The sequence below is a fragment of the Sphingomonas sp. genome, assembly GCF_965200105.1.
Classification (GTDB): domain Bacteria; phylum Pseudomonadota; class Alphaproteobacteria; order Sphingomonadales; family Sphingomonadaceae; genus Solisphingomonas.
The window spans coordinates 1,657,404-1,670,174 of the sequence record NZ_CBDATN010000002.1 but is presented as its reverse complement, the minus strand read 5'-3'; the positions used below and the strand labels follow the sequence as shown (position 1 = coordinate 1,670,174).

The window sequence follows — 12,771 nt, the reverse complement described above, 5'->3', positions numbered from 1 at the left end:
TTTTCATCCGACGCCGGCGAGCGCGCGAATCGCGCGGCCGATCGGAACGGGCGGCCGGCCGGCGAGGATCCGCGCCTTGTCCACCGCCGTCGAATGCCCCGCGTAGAAGCGCGCGACCAGCCGCTCGTCGAGTCCGTAGAAGCGTTCGAGTATCCTGTATCGCTCCGTAGGTGCCGCGGCGCGAAACAGCATGCGGTCGAGCAGGCGGTAGAAGCCGCGCTTGCGCCAGGCCGAGCGGGCGTGCGCGTGGAGCGCGTCGTGCAGCGCGGGCGCCCGCCAGTCGCGCATCCGCCCCACGATCGCCGCCGTCCTCACCGCGTCGGGCAGCGAGTAGCCGGTGGTGGGGTGGAACAGCGCCGCGCGCGCGCCCGCCTTAGCGACGTGCGCGCCGCCCGACCGCCAATAGGCCTCGAAATCGCCGTCGAGCAGGACGGGAAGCGCGCCCGCCTCCTCGCGCGCGACGTGGCGGACAGTCCAGCCGCGCTCGCGCGCGTAGCGGTCGATCCGGGCGGCGAGCGCGCGATGATCGATGTGCGGCGTGTCGCTGTAGTAGGTGTCCTCGACGAACACGCGATTGGGCGCGAAGGGCAGCAGGTAGACGAACCGGTAGCCGTCGATCTGCTCGACGGTGGCATCCATGACGACGGGCCGATCGAGGCCGTGCGGCGCCTCCAGCACCAGCTCGCGCCCGACGAACTTCTGCCAGCCGAGCGTCAGCAGCGACAGGTCGCCGGGGCCGCGCGCGTCGATCACCCCCGCCGCCTCGATCCGCGTGCCGTCCGCGAGCACGACGGCGCGAGGAGAGACGCCGATCGCCCGCCTGCCGGTGAGCAGCCGCTCGGCCGGAAGCGCCGAGCGCAGCGCCGCGTCGAACCGTTCCGAGGTGATCGAGTGGTAGGCGGATGGGAGTGTCCGGCGCCGAGCTGGAAAGGATACGTCGTAATCCGGCCAGCGATGCGCGATCAGCGAGTCGACCAGCGGCCGGTCGGAGGGCGCGACGTCGTCCTCGAAGAAGGACCAGACGTGATTGCCGCCGAGCGCCTCGCCACCCTCGATCAGCAGCACGCGGGCGTCGGGGCGAGCCTGGTGGACGGCGAGTGCGATCAGTCCGCCGGCGAGGCCGCCGCCGACGATCGCGAGGTCGCATTGCCGGGCGCGCTCCATCGCCAGTCGCCTAGCGACCCAGGGCTTCCGCGTCACCCTCGCCATGGGTGTCGTAGCCGTGTAATACAGCCACGATGCTCGAGACCCCGCTCGATCCCCTCCATCATGCCGGCGAACTGTCCGAGCCGGTCCTGCCGCAACCGCCGGAGCCGCCGCGCCGCCGCTGGCGTCCGCGCGCCCGGCACGTGGCGGGCGCGGTGCTGCTGGTGGCTGTGCTGCTGCTCGGATGGCTCGCCGCCACGGCGCCGCTGTCGCGATCGCTCAGGCCGATCGCGCCGCCCAGCGTCACGCTCGTCTCGGCGGACGGCCGCACCATCGCGCGATCGGGCGCGATCGTTGAACGGCCGGTCGATGTCGCGAAGCTGCCGCGATATGTCGGCGATGCCTTCGTGGCGATCGAGGATCGCCGCTTCTACCGCCATCACGGCATCGATCCCCAGGGGATCGCGCGCGCCGCCTGGCACAATCTGCGTGCCGGCCATGTCCGCGAGGGCGGCTCGACGATCACGCAGCAGCTCGCCAAGATGGTGTTCCTGTCGGCCGACCGCACCGCCGGCCGCAAGGCGCGCGAGGTGCTGATCGCCTTCTGGCTGGAAGCGTGGCTCACCAAGCGCGAGATCCTGTCGCGCTACCTGTCGGACGCCTATTTCGGCGACAATGTCTACGGCCTGCGCGCCGCCTCGGGCCACTATTTCGGCCACCCGCCCGAGCGGATGACGGTGAGCGAGGCGGCTATGCTCGCGGGGCTGATGAAGGCGCCGTCGAGGCTCGCGCCGTCCACCAACCTCGCCGGCGCCAAGGCGCGGCAGGCGGTGGTCGTCGCGGCGATGGCCGATGCCGGGCTGCTCGATCGCGCCCGCGCCGCTCGCGTGCGGTCCGCCACGCTCCACTTGGCGGGCACGCGCGCCGCGCCGAGCGGCACCTATTTCGCCGATTGGGTGCTGCCCGCCGCGCGCGCGGGCGACGACGACGGCTACTCGGAACGCAGCGTCGCCACCACGCTCGACGCGGACATGCAGCGCGCCGCCGAGCGCGCGATCGCGGGCGCGGGGCTGGGGCCGGCGCAGGCGGCGCTGGTGGCGATGCGGCCCGACGGGCGCGTGCTCGCAATGGTCGGCGGGCGCAGCTACGCGCAGAGCCCGTTCAACCGCGCGACGCAGGCGCTTCGCCAGCCCGGCTCCACCTTCAAGTTGTTCGTCTATCTGGCCGCGATCCGCGCCGGCCTGACCCCCGACGATCATGTCGAGGACCGGCCGATCACCATCGACGGATGGACTCCGGTCAACGCCGATCGCCGGTACCGCGGCAGCATCACGCTGCGCGACGCCTTCGCGCGATCCAGCAACGTCGCCGCCGTTCGCCTGGCGCGGCAGGTCGGGCCCGAAGCGGTGGCGCGGGCGGCGCGCGATCTCGGCATCCGCAGCCCGCTGCGCGTCGATCCTTCGATCGCGCTCGGCACCTCGGGCGTGACGCTGCTGGAACTGGCGAGCGCTTACGCGGCAGTGGCGGCGGGGCGCTACCCGATCGCGGCGCGCGGCCTCTCCGATCCGCCACGAGGCTGGCTCGACCGGCTGTGGAACCGGCCGAGCGCGATGCCGGCGCGTCAGCGCGCGATGCTGCTCGACCTGCTGTCGGCCACGGTCACGCGCGGGACGGCGCGCGCCGCGCGCCTGAACGTCGACGCCTACGGCAAGACGGGCACCACCCAGGGCGGGCGCGACGCGCTGTTCGTCGGCTTTTCCGGTGGGATCGTGACGGCGGTGTGGATCGGCCGCGACGACAACAAGCCGCTGCCCGGCGTGGCGGGCGGGGGCGTCCCGGCGCGGATCTGGCGGCGCTTCATGACGCAGGCGACCGGCGCCCGGCCCTACGCGGCGCCGACGCCCGTGAACGTCGATCCGGACGCCGGCCGCGTGGCGGGCTTCGACCTCGATCTCGGCAACGGCCTGCTCGGCGATCTCGGCGTGGGCGACGTTTCGGTGCATGTCGGCGCGGACGGGGTGCGCCTGTCCGGCACCCCCAGCCACGATCACGACGATGAGAGCGACGAGCCGCAGCCAGAGGATCGATAGACGGTCGCTCGGGCGACGGCGTACCCGATGCGCTCCGGGAGGACTCGCCATGTCACGCACGCGGATCAAGCCGCGCTTGACCGAACGGTGCTGATCGCCGTTCTTCCCGGGTGGCAGGAAGAGGCGGACGTTGCGCTGGGGGCCGTCGCCGGAGAGGCCGCGGCTGGGTGCCGAACCGCTAATCCCGGGCGAGGCAGGCGACGGCCGGCTTGGCGCCGCTGCGGACGCGGTGCGTGCCGCCAACGTCGCGCTGGCACGCGGCTCGCGCTCGGCCGCGACGTGTTGCTGCTCGACGCCCGCGCGCGTCCGGAGCCGGGCGCATTGGCCGAGATCGCCGCCGTCGTCGGGCTCGACCCGCTGGCGGGCTTCGCCCAATTCGCCCGTGACGCGGCGGGCGCCGGCCGGCCTCCCCGCATGGCCTACACCGCCCGCGCCGCACCCGGGTGCCTGCTCGTCCGCCGCCTGATGCTCGCCGAGTTCGGGTTGCTCGACGAGGCGTTCGCCGGCCTCGACGCCGCCTGAGCGGACTTCTCGGCGCGGGCGAACCGGTGCGGCTATCAAAGCCTTGTCGCGCACCGCGCCGCCGTGGCGCTGCCGCCCCTCCCGACGATGTGCGACGCGGACCCCGCGCTGTTCCGCGATCGGCATCCGACGCTGGAGCGGCCGATCACACGCCGACGCGAGGGATCCGCCGCGCGAGCGGAAACGCTCGCCGCCGCATTGACGCCCGGCCCCGACGGTCGCAACCGACCTGCTGTTCGACTGCCGTATGGTCCGCGCGTCGTTCAGCGGCACCTTCGAGCATGCCCGCACGAGCATGTCGCGCCCGCCTTCGGCGCGCTCCGCGCACGGTTCGAGCGGCCGGCGATCCGCATCCTCGGCGTGGAGGCGGGTTGGAACGACGCCGTCGCGCGCCACTCGCTCGGCGACCCGCCGCAGGCGGCGCTGGCGGCGCACTATCGAGCCGCCGACGTCGTGCTGTTCCCGAGCCACCATGAGGGCTTCGGCCTGCCGATCCTGCACGCGCTGGCGGCGGGCAGGCCGATCGTCTCGCGCGACCTGCCGCCGGCGCGCGAGATCGCGGCGAGAACGCGGTATGCGCCAACATTCACCTCGTCGCGGACAGCGCGGACATGGCGGCGTTCGCCGCCCCACCGCCGGCGTGGGACGCGCGCGAGGTGGAGGCCGTTTATCCGCCAGAGAGCTGGGTGGACGCGGCCGCCGCGCTCGCCAGCGCTTTCGACGCCGCGATCGCGCGCTTCGGCTATCTTCGCTGCGCGGCGCGGGAGGCGCGGCTGGTGGCGCTCCGCACCACGCAGCGCGCCGAGGCGGAGGTCGGCGTCGCCGCCGAGCGCTCAGACGAGGCGGCCGCCGCGTGACCGAGGCCGAGGCACGGCGCGACCAGTCCGCCCGCGCGCGCGATGAGGCGATGCACGAGTGCGAACTCGCGCGCGAAGCCGCCGGCGAGGCGGAGGCGGCGCGCGCGGCGGCCGAGCGGGCGGCGACGCTTGCGCGCTTCGGCGTCGGCGGGGACCGGACGACCGGGGACGCCGCGCCGATCATCGCCGCGCTGTTCGTCGTCCCATGCCACGGCGGTGTGGGCCGCTGGCCGCGGCTCCGGTGCGAGGTGACGCTGGGCGATCCGCCACGAAGAGGGCGGCGCGGCTGCGCCTCGACGCGCGAGCGACGGCGCCCACCGGCCCGGCGTTCACGCAGCGGCTGCTCGGCTGGGCCGTCGCCATCCCGCCGGGCGGCACGCTGACGCTGGTCATCCGCTGGCGGGACCAGGAGGGCGAGGCGCGGCAGGCGCTGCTAGCAGCGGGCTTCTGTCTGATCGCGCCGCGCCGAGATCGAGGCCATCCGCATTCTTGGCTGGACGGCGATGCTGCCGCGGCCGCCGGACGATGCGCTATTCGTGACGATCGCCTGCCGCCGATCGCTCGGACGCGAGCCGAACCCGCTTGAGGAGAGGCCCTTCGTCGCGACGGTCGCCGGTGGCACCTCACGTGCGGCGGTGCTCGCCGCGATCACGGCCTCGCCGGAGCGGCTCGCGATGATCGAGGCGGCGGTCGCGCGCTACTGCGGGTTGTAGAAGAGGATACGGCTGCCCAGCGGCTCGAATCCCATGCGGATGCGGCGCAGGCCGACCGCGCGCGCGATCGCCTCGTGCCGATCGGCGGGTGCGTAGAAGATGAGGAACCCGCCCGCGCCAGCGCCGAGCAGCTTGCCGCCGAGTGCGCCCGCTTCCCTGGCCGCCCCATACCAGCCGTCGATCTGCGGCGTGGCGATGCCGGCGGTGAGCGTCTTTTTAAGTTCCCAATTCTCGTGCAGGATATCGCCGAACGCGTCGACATCGCCGCGCGCGAGATCGTCGCGCAGCCTGTAGCAGAGCGCGACCATCCGCTTCAGCGTGGCCTGATGGTTCGCGCTCTCCTGCGAATTGGCGGATTGGGCGCGCAGGATCTCGGACGCGCTGCGCGTGATGCCGGTGTAGAAGCAGACGATGCCGTCCTCCAGCCGCTTGCGCGTCCCGCGGCTCATGATGACGGGCGAGACGGCGACGCTGTCGTCGGCGTTGAACTCGATGAGGTTCACGCCCCCGAAGGCGGCGGCATACTGGTCCTGCTTGCCGATCGGCTCGCCGCAGCGGTCGATCTCGACCTCGCAGGAGCGGCGGCCGAGCTCGTCCGCCGAGACGTGGCGGCCGAGATGGGCGGAGACGGCGTTGAGCAGCCCCACCGTGAACGAGCTCGACGAGCCCAGCCCGGTGCCGCGCGAGGGGATGTCGGCGGTGGTCGTCACCTCGACGCCGCCGTCGATGCCGAGCAGCTCCAGCGTGGCGCGGAACAGGCGATGCTCGATCTCGTCGAGCCGCTGCACCTCCTCCACCTTGGAGTAGGCGAGGCGGATGCCGCCGTCGAATTTGGGGTTGACGCTGACGTACACATATTTGTCGATGGCGGTCGACAATACCGCGCCGCCGTGGCGGCGATAGAAGGCGGGCAGGTCGCTCCCGCCGCCGACGAAGCTCATGCGCAATGGCGTTCGGCTGATGATCATGCGCGTGCCCCCACGATCTCGGCGACGGCGCGCTCCATCGCTGCCTGCGAACCTAGCCTCGGCCGCCAGCCGGTGGCGAGCAGGCGATCGACCGAGTAGCGGAAGCGCGGCACGTCGCCGACCCAGCCGCGATTGCCCTCGCCGAACGCGATGGCGGCGGAGGGGGAGGCGGCGTCGCGCACCGTCTCGGCGATGCGGCGGACGGTGATGCCGTCGTCGCTCGGCCCGATATTGAACACGCGGTAGCGGCCGTCGAGCGCGGCGATGTGCAGCATCGCGTCGACAAGGTCGTCGACGTGAAGATAGGCCTTCTGCTGCGTGCCGTCGCCGAGAACGTCGAGCCGGTCGGGCGTGGCGCGCAGCTTCTCCACGAAATCCAGGATGACGCCGTGCGTGGCGGGCACGCCGATCACATTGGGGAAGCGGAAGATGCGCGCGCAGGGCAGCCACGCCTCCGCCGCCGCCCGGATCTGCGCCTCGGACGCGAGCTTCATCGCGCCATAGTTGGAGATCGGTTCCAACGGGCCGATATCCTCGTGGATCACCGTCTCGCCGAAGTCGCCGTAGATCGCCGAGCTCGACGCGAAGTGAAGCCGGCCAATGCCGAAACGGCGCATGACGGCGAGCGTGCCAAAGGTGGTGAGGAAGGTTCGTTGCAGGTCGATGGCCGGATCGGCGATGCCGGCCGGGATGTCGGAATTGGCGGCGAGGTGCCAGACGTCGTCGACCCGCCCGTCCAGCCCCGCCACGAACGCGCCGAACCCGTCCGCGTCGGCGCAGTCGAGCGTGGCGACGCGGACGCGGGGATCGGCCTCGAGCTCGCCCAGGTTTTCGATCCGCCCGCGCGACATGTCGTCGACGACGACCACCTCCTGCCCGCCGGCGAGAAGCCGGCGGATGAGGTTGACGCCGATGAAGCCGGCGCCGCCGGTGATGAGATGCATCGTCATAGGCGCCGCGAGCCTTAGGCGAAGGGCGAGGCTTCGCCTACCCCGCGCCGCGTGCCGTAGATGCGGGGCAGCGCGGAGCACCGACATGCGGGCATCGTACACCAAGACGGCTGCGGGATTGTAGGCGAGGCGCAGCCCGACCGCCCGGGTGGCCGCGGCGAATGCGGGCCCGGCGGCGTCGCCGTCGGCGTGAAGGCGTCACCCGCCGGCCGCGAGCAGCGGGTCGCGACGCGCTGCGATCGGCGGCGTGGGCAGCGCGTCGACGTCGGAGACGACCTCGCCGATGAACCACTGCGTCGGGCTGTAGTCCGCGCGGCCGCCGTCGATCATGCGATAGCCGTCCGCGCCGATCAGCGCGCCCGCGTTGCGCACGCGCAGCCATGGATCGAGCGCCTTGCCGCCGGCAGCCGCGATCGCGGGATCGAGCGCGAGGAGCCGGCAAGTTCGGCCAGCCATTCGACTCCGAGGTGCCGCGCCGTCGAACCAGCGCGACGTGATCGGTCCCGATGCCGTCGACAGCGTCCAGCATGACGGCATCGTCCGGCAGCACCGTGGTGCCCTGCGGCAGACCGTCGGCGGCAGACGTGGCGATGAAGCGCAGGTCCACTTCGTCGCCCGATCGCGGGCAGCAGTCGCGCGCGGATCGCGTCGGCGTCCTCGCCGGCGCCGCGTATGCTCATCCACTCCGCCGGGAGCGAGGCGAGCAGGCGCAGCGCGCGTGGCATGGTCCATCCTTCCCGGCTGCATCTTGGCCGGGCAGTAGCGCCGCCTTTACCGCGTCCATCCCTGCGTATAGCGCGGCTTCCTCGTCGCCGGCCACGCCGGAGCGATAGCGTGCGTCGGGCGCGGGCAGCAACAGCGTGCCGCCCGGGCGCAGCACGCGCCGGGCGGCGCGAAGGCCCGCGGCGGCGCGCTCGGCCTGGGCGAACAGGCGGAAGGCGACGAGGCAGTCGAGGCTCGCGTCCGCCAGGCCGTCCAGCGTCCAGACGTCGCAGACGAGCGAGACGGACGCGAGCGGCGTGGCGCGCCAAGCCGGATTTCGGCTCCGGAAATCCGCCCGATTAAATTCGTCGCAGTATCGCATCGCAGGCGCGTCGGCGACGAGGCTCCAGCGCGTCCTCGCGCCGACCGACACGGCGTCGCCGCGACAGGCTGCGAGGAGCGCGCCGTCCGGCATCGGGGCGGCCTATCCGCTCGCGCGGGGGGCTTGCAACGATCGCGGCTCCGGGCGGTTGGTCGGGCGGTGGACCAGCGCGAAGCCCCTCTCCTCGATGCGCTCACCGCCGTCGAACGCCGGCCGCCGCACGGCTTCGGCGCGCCCGGACATCATCAAGGCGCGGGCGTGTCGAAGGCGCTGCTCCGCCTGCTCGGCCGCCGCCTGTTCGCCGCCGACGTGATCACCCCCAAGGGGCTGGATGATCGCACCGAGGGCGCCCACGCTCTCCAGCGCGCGCACGAGATTGCGGCGCAGGCGTGGAACGCCGATTTCTGCCGCTTTGTCACTGGCGGCTCGACGCAGAGCCTGCATACGGCGCTAGCCGCCGTCGCGGGGCCGGGCGATACCGTGCTGTTCGCCGTCAACGTCCATAAGGCCGAGCGCGCCTACGCGCTCGCCGCCGGGATCGAGGCCGCGATCGTACCCGCGATCGTCGACGCCGATCGCGATATCGAGCATGGCGTTGCGCCGGAGGCGCTCGCCGCCGCGCTGGACGCGCATCCGCACGCCAAGGCGTTCGTGCTCGTGTCGCCCACCTATTACGGCGTCACCAGCGACATCGCCGCGCTGGCCGACCTCTGCCATGATCGCGGCGTGGCGCTGATCTGCGACGCGGCATGGGGCGGCGCCTTCGCCTTCTGCGAGCGGCTGCCCCACGACGCGCTGACCAAGGGCGCCGACATCGCCGTCTACAGCCTGCACAAGACGATGGGCGCGCTGACGCAAGGCTCCGCGCTGCTCGCCAAGGGCGACCGCGTGGACCGCCAGCGACTGTGGATGGCCTACGAGCTGTTCGAGACGACGAGCCCGTCGGTGCCGATCCTGGCCAGTCTCGACGCGGTGCGGCGCGATCACGCGATCGACGGCGAGGCGATCTGGGGCCGCGTGCTCGACAGCGCCGACGATCTCCGCCGCCGCCTCGCCCGCATCGACGGGCTTTCGATGCTGTGCGAAGACGATCTGCCGCCGAACTGCGAGCTGGATCGCAGCAAGCTGCTGATCGACTGCTCCGCGCTCGGCGTCTCGGGCTACGCGCTCGACGACTGGCTGGTCGCCGAGCATCGCGTCAGCGTGGCGATTTCGGGCGCCAACCACCTGCTCGCGATCGTCTCGCCGGGCACCACTGCGGGGGACGTGCGCGCGCTGGCGCGGGGCCTCGGCGATGGCGTGCGCCGGTTGCGCGCCGGCACGCTGGCGCTGGCACCGGCGCCGAACCTGCCCGGCATGGCCGAGCTGGCGGTCGAGATGGCGATGCCCGGCACGCAGGCCTTCTTCGCGCCGGCCGAGCGGGTGCCGATCGCCGCCGCCGCCGGACGGATCGCGGCGGAGCTGATCGCACCCGCGCCGCCCGGCGTGCCAAGGCTCGTACCCGGCCAGCGGATCGGCGAGGCGCACGCCGCCTGGCTCGCCGGCTCGCGCGACGCTGGCGCCTTCTTCCTCGATCCGACCGACCCCAGCGAGCGGACGGTGCGGGTGGTCGCGTGAACGGGCCGACCCCGCCCGACTCGTTCCTACGCGCGCTCGGCCCGCTCGCTCGCGCGTGGGACGCGGCGAACGGCGACGAGGCTTTTCCGGCAGAGCGGCTGGCGGCGGTGGCCCGGGCGGGCGGGCTCACCGCCTTCACGCGCCTGCCCGACGAGCACGCGGTCCGCGCCCTGTACGCCGCGCTGCGCCGGATTGGCGGCGCGGACCTGAGCCTCGGGAGGATCTGGGAGGGTCATGTCAACGCGGCACAGCTCGTGGACGCCTATGGCGACGCCGCGCAGCGCGCCGCGGTCGAGGCCGGAAGCCGCGTGCTCGGCGTCTGGAACACCGAGCCCGCGCCCGGCATGACGATCGCGCGGGAAGGCGATGTTTGGCGACTGTCCGGCGCGAAGAGCTTCGCGACGGGCGCCGGCCACATCGACGCCGCGCTCATCACCGCGCGGCTGCCCGACGGCGGCAAGCAGATGGTGGTGGTCGACATTCGCGATCACCGGGAGCGCGCCGATAACGCCGGCTGGCGAGTGCGCGGCATGCGCGGCACGCGAAGCGGGCGCTTCGATTTCGACGGCCTCGTCGTGGCATCCGAAGCGCTGATCGGCGCGCCCGGCGACTATGAGCGCGAGCCCCGCTTCAGCGCCGGCGCGTGGCGCTTCGCCGCCGTCCAGCTCGGCGCGGCGGAGGCGCTCGTCCGTCACCTGCGCGATCACCTCGTCGCGAGCGGAAAACGCGAGGAGCCGATCCAGCGCGCGCGCTTCGCCGGCTGCGTCGCCGCCGTGCGCGGCGCCGGTGCCTGGGTAGAGCGCGCCGCGCTCCGCGCCGAGGCGGGCGACGCCGACGCGATCCCGCTCACGCTGATGGCGCGCGGCGTCGTCGAGGAGGCGGCGCTCGGCGTCATGGAGGCCGCCGCGCGTGGCGTCGGCACCGCCGCCTTCTTCGAGGACAGCCGGATCGATCGAATCTCGCGCGACCTCGGCCTCTACCTCCGCCAGCCGGTGCCCGATCAGGCGCGCGACCGTGCTGCCGCCGCCTGGCTGGAGCGCGACCGCTGGGGGGACGATCCCTGGTGGTAGGCGGAAGCGATGGCGAGTGGCGCGCGCTCGCGCGGCGCGCGCGACGGGTCGATGCGGGCGCGCTGGCGAGGGCCGGGACTTGGCTCGCGCTGGCGCCGCACCCCGACGACGAGACGCTCGGCCCCGGCGGGCTGATCGCGGCGCTGGCGGCGGCGGGCACGCCGCCGGTCGTCGCCTATCTGACCGACGGATCGGGCTCGCACGTCGGCGCGCCCGGCTGGAGCCCGGCGCGCGTGGCGGCCGCCAGGAGCGGCGAGGCGAGGGCGGCGCTGCGCAGGCTGGGCGTCACCGCGCCGCCACTGTGGCTGGGCTGGACCGACGCCGCGCCGCAGGCGCCGGGCGACACCGCCTTCCTACGCGCCCGCGATCGGCTGCTCGCGCTTTGCCGGCGGCGGCGGGTGCGCGCGATCGTGACCACCTGGCGAGGCGACCCGCACTGCGATCACGAGGCTGCGTCGCTGCTCGCGGCGGCGGTGGCCCGGCATCGCCGGCTCGCCGTCTATGAAACGCCGGTGTGGGGGTGGCGGAGCGCGATGCCGCCCGCCCGCGTCCTCGCACTCGACATCCGGCGCCACCGCCCGGCGCTGCGCCGCGCGCTCGACGCGCACGCGACGCAGCGCGGCGGGCGCATCGCGGGCGGGACGAGCTTCCGCCTGCCGCCTGCGATGCGCCGGATGGTGGATCGCCCGCTCACCCTGCTGCTGGAGGCCGCTCATGCGCCGTGACAAGTCGATTCCGCCCGACTGGTTCGAGAAGCTCTACCGCGACGATCCCGATCCCTGGCAGTTCGAGACCAGCGACTATGAGGCGGCCAAGTACGACGCCACGCTCGCCGCGCTGCCGCGCGACCGCTACGCGCGCGCGTTCGAGCCGGGCTGCGCCAACGGCATCTTCACCGCCAGGTTGGCGGAGCGGTGCGACGCGGTGCTCGCCGCCGACGTGTCCGGGACCGCGCTCGCCGCAGCGCGCAGCCGGTGCGCCGGCCTGCCGCAGGTGCGCTTCGAGACGCTCCAGCTTCCAGCGCAGACGCCCGAGGGCCGCTTCGACCTCGTGCTGCTCTCCGAGATCATCTACTACTGGGATCGCGACGATCTGGCGCGCGCGGCCGCCTGGCTCCGCGACGCGGTGCCGTCAGGCGGCGACGTGCTGCTCGTCCACTGGACCGGCGACACCGACTATCCGCTCGGCGGGGACGAGGCGGTGGAGGGCCTCGCCGGGTTGATGGGGGATGCAGTCGAGCGGCTTCGCGCCGACCGGCACGACCGCTACCGGCTCGACCTGTGGCGGATGCGCTGAGCCTGCGCGGATTCGCCGCCGTGCCTCGCCGAGCGCCGCCGGCAGCGTCGCGAAGCTGAGCCGGTCCGCGTCACCCGGCTCGGTCGGGCCGAGCGCGGCATCGAGCCGGAATGCGCCGTGGATCGGCGCGTCCTCGTCCTGCGCGATCCACCGCGCATAGGTGTCCGCCATGCCGCCCGCCGCGCGGCCGGCGGTGCGGCACGAGGTGAAGACGCGCACGTCGGTCGGGTGGCGCACGCGCGCGCCGGTGCGTGCCAACGCGGCGAACAGCGCGCGATCCTCGCCCACCGGCGGGGTCGGCGCGCCGCCGGTCGCCCGGTACGCGGCGAGCGTCGTCGCGATGCTGGCGCCGCCCTCGTAGTAATGGCGCGGCCACGGATCGGCGGGTGGCGCGGTGCGCGCACGCAGCCAATCGATCGCCACGAAGTAGCGCGTCAGCAGGTCGAGTCGCGCCTTCG

The 12,771-nt window shown here is 73.5% G+C and carries 14 protein-coding genes and 1 pseudogene; 10 read left to right on the top strand and 5 right to left on the bottom strand.

Features of this window, described 5'->3' with window-relative positions; all coding sequences use genetic code 11:
* Window positions 1-3 precede the first annotated feature (3 nt).
* Window positions 4-1,164 (bottom strand): lycopene beta-cyclase CrtY, encoded by a 1,161-nt coding sequence (crtY, locus tag ACOFKX_RS09485; RefSeq protein WP_419826745.1) that lies wholly within the window; start codon window positions 1,162-1,164, stop codon window positions 4-6.
* Between the two features lie 74 nt (window positions 1,165-1,238).
* Between crtY and ACOFKX_RS09480 the strand changes: the two genes are divergently transcribed.
* The 6 genes and pseudogenes from ACOFKX_RS09480 (at window position 1,239) to ACOFKX_RS09455 (ending at window position 5,328) form a co-directional block, all read left to right on the top strand.
* Window positions 1,239-3,236, top strand: coding sequence for a transglycosylase domain-containing protein (locus ACOFKX_RS09480; RefSeq protein WP_419826744.1), 1,998 nt, complete (start codon window positions 1,239-1,241; stop codon window positions 3,234-3,236).
* Window positions 3,237-3,515: 279 nt separating this feature from the next.
* Window positions 3,516-3,758, top strand: a complete 243-nt coding sequence (locus ACOFKX_RS09475) for a hypothetical protein (protein ID WP_419826743.1) — start codon at window positions 3,516-3,518, stop codon at window positions 3,756-3,758.
* An 87-nt stretch (window positions 3,759-3,845) separates the two neighbouring features.
* Window positions 3,846-4,310, top strand: a pseudogene (locus tag ACOFKX_RS09470) (glycosyltransferase); the annotation flags it as partial.
* A gap of 59 nt (window positions 4,311-4,369) precedes the next feature.
* Window positions 4,370-4,615: a hypothetical protein gene (locus ACOFKX_RS09465; protein ID WP_419827432.1), complete on the top strand. Its 246-nt coding sequence runs from the start codon at window positions 4,370-4,372 to the stop codon at window positions 4,613-4,615.
* Window positions 4,612-4,998, top strand: coding sequence for a hypothetical protein (locus tag ACOFKX_RS09460; RefSeq protein WP_419826742.1), 387 nt, complete (start codon window positions 4,612-4,614; stop codon window positions 4,996-4,998). The genes ACOFKX_RS09465 and ACOFKX_RS09460 overlap by 4 nt, the downstream gene beginning before the upstream one ends.
* 120 nt (window positions 4,999-5,118) lie before the next feature.
* Window positions 5,119-5,328 carry a DUF4214 domain-containing protein gene (locus ACOFKX_RS09455; protein WP_419826741.1) on the top strand — a complete coding sequence of 70 codons (210 nt, stop codon included), beginning with the start codon at window positions 5,119-5,121 and terminating at the stop codon, window positions 5,326-5,328.
* Here the strand turns inward: ACOFKX_RS09455 and ACOFKX_RS09450 are convergent.
* The 4 genes from ACOFKX_RS09450 to ACOFKX_RS09435 all read right to left on the bottom strand — a co-directional run bounded on the left by ACOFKX_RS09450 (window position 5,313) and on the right by ACOFKX_RS09435 (window position 8,423).
* Complete coding sequence (locus tag ACOFKX_RS09450; protein ID WP_419826740.1) at window positions 5,313-6,269, bottom strand: kinase; 957 nt, start codon at window positions 6,267-6,269, stop codon at window positions 5,313-5,315. The genes ACOFKX_RS09455 and ACOFKX_RS09450 overlap by 16 nt on opposite strands.
* A gap of 23 nt (window positions 6,270-6,292) precedes the next feature.
* Window positions 6,293-7,246, bottom strand: coding sequence for an NAD-dependent epimerase/dehydratase family protein (locus ACOFKX_RS09445; RefSeq protein WP_419826739.1), 954 nt, complete (start codon window positions 7,244-7,246; stop codon window positions 6,293-6,295).
* A 198-nt stretch (window positions 7,247-7,444) separates the two neighbouring features.
* Window positions 7,445-7,702 carry a hypothetical protein gene (locus tag ACOFKX_RS09440; RefSeq protein WP_419826738.1) on the bottom strand — a complete coding sequence of 86 codons (258 nt, stop codon included), beginning with the start codon at window positions 7,700-7,702 and terminating at the stop codon, window positions 7,445-7,447.
* Between the two features lie 220 nt (window positions 7,703-7,922).
* Complete coding sequence (locus ACOFKX_RS09435; RefSeq protein WP_419826737.1) at window positions 7,923-8,423, bottom strand: methyltransferase domain-containing protein; 501 nt, start codon at window positions 8,421-8,423, stop codon at window positions 7,923-7,925.
* Between the two features lie 66 nt (window positions 8,424-8,489).
* Between ACOFKX_RS09435 and ACOFKX_RS09430 the strand changes: the two genes are divergently transcribed.
* Genes ACOFKX_RS09430 through ACOFKX_RS09415 form a run of 4 tightly spaced genes read left to right on the top strand, consistent with a single transcriptional unit; the run spans window position 8,490 to window position 12,313 of the window.
* Window positions 8,490-9,947 carry an aminotransferase class I/II-fold pyridoxal phosphate-dependent enzyme gene (locus ACOFKX_RS09430; protein ID WP_419826736.1) on the top strand — a complete coding sequence of 486 codons (1,458 nt, stop codon included), beginning with the start codon at window positions 8,490-8,492 and terminating at the stop codon, window positions 9,945-9,947.
* Window positions 9,944-11,017, top strand: a complete 1,074-nt coding sequence (locus ACOFKX_RS09425; RefSeq protein ID WP_419826735.1) for an acyl-CoA dehydrogenase — start codon at window positions 9,944-9,946, stop codon at window positions 11,015-11,017. The genes ACOFKX_RS09430 and ACOFKX_RS09425 overlap by 4 nt, the downstream gene beginning before the upstream one ends.
* Window positions 11,011-11,742, top strand: a complete 732-nt coding sequence (locus ACOFKX_RS09420) for a PIG-L deacetylase family protein (RefSeq protein ID WP_419826734.1) — start codon at window positions 11,011-11,013, stop codon at window positions 11,740-11,742. The genes ACOFKX_RS09425 and ACOFKX_RS09420 overlap by 7 nt, the downstream gene beginning before the upstream one ends.
* Window positions 11,732-12,313 carry a class I SAM-dependent DNA methyltransferase gene (locus tag ACOFKX_RS09415; protein WP_419826733.1) on the top strand — a complete coding sequence of 194 codons (582 nt, stop codon included), beginning with the start codon at window positions 11,732-11,734 and terminating at the stop codon, window positions 12,311-12,313. Before ACOFKX_RS09420 ends, ACOFKX_RS09415 begins: the two co-directional genes overlap by 11 nt.
* Window positions 12,314-12,771 lie beyond the last annotated feature (458 nt).

Coding starts and splice junctions, on each gene's coding strand:
- crtY (WP_419826745.1), bottom strand. CDS start 1,164: ATGGAGCGCGCCCGGCAATGCGACCTCGCGATCGTCGGCGGCGGCCTC.
- ACOFKX_RS09480 (WP_419826744.1), top strand. CDS start 1,239: ATGCTCGAGACCCCGCTCGATCCCCTCCATCATGCCGGCGAACTGTCC.
- ACOFKX_RS09465 (WP_419827432.1), top strand. CDS start 4,370: ATGGCGGCGTTCGCCGCCCCACCGCCGGCGTGGGACGCGCGCGAGGTG.
- ACOFKX_RS09455 (WP_419826741.1), top strand. CDS start 5,119: ATGCTGCCGCGGCCGCCGGACGATGCGCTATTCGTGACGATCGCCTGC.
- ACOFKX_RS09450 (WP_419826740.1), bottom strand. CDS start 6,269: ATGAGCTTCGTCGGCGGCGGGAGCGACCTGCCCGCCTTCTATCGCCGC.
- ACOFKX_RS09445 (WP_419826739.1), bottom strand. CDS start 7,246: ATGACGATGCATCTCATCACCGGCGGCGCCGGCTTCATCGGCGTCAAC.
- ACOFKX_RS09440 (WP_419826738.1), bottom strand. CDS start 7,702: ATGGCTGGCCGAACTTGCCGGCTCCTCGCGCTCGATCCCGCGATCGCG.
- ACOFKX_RS09435 (WP_419826737.1), bottom strand. CDS start 8,423: ATGCCGGACGGCGCGCTCCTCGCAGCCTGTCGCGGCGACGCCGTGTCG.
- ACOFKX_RS09415 (WP_419826733.1), top strand. CDS start 11,732: ATGCGCCGTGACAAGTCGATTCCGCCCGACTGGTTCGAGAAGCTCTAC.